A 236-nucleotide genomic window follows, 5' to 3' on the forward strand; every position below is an offset into this window, starting at 1 on the left:
GAGGAACCTCAGCGCCCCAGTGTTCGCCTTCGGTTTTCGGCGACTTGCCGGCCAGCAGCGCTTCTTCCTGGCCGTCCAGGCCCTCGACGGTGTAGCAACCCAGGCTGCCACTGACGCGAAAGCGCGGCGCCTGGCTGTTCTGCAACGCGTTGCCCCACAGGTGCGAAATCACGCCGTTGGCGTGGGTGAGGGAGACAAAGAAGCCGTGGTCCACGGTGGGATGTTCAGGCGTGTAG

Annotated in this window: 1 pseudogene; it reads right to left on the reverse strand. The window is 64.8% G+C overall.

The annotated features are described in order from the left end of the window. Window positions 1-236, reverse strand: a pseudogene (locus AAEZ02_RS23515) (hypothetical protein); the annotation flags it as partial.

It is taken from the genome of Shewanella sp. T24-MNA-CIBAN-0130 (assembly GCF_040310185.1).
GTDB classification, from domain to species: Bacteria; Pseudomonadota; Gammaproteobacteria; order Enterobacterales; family Shewanellaceae; genus Shewanella; species Shewanella psychromarinicola.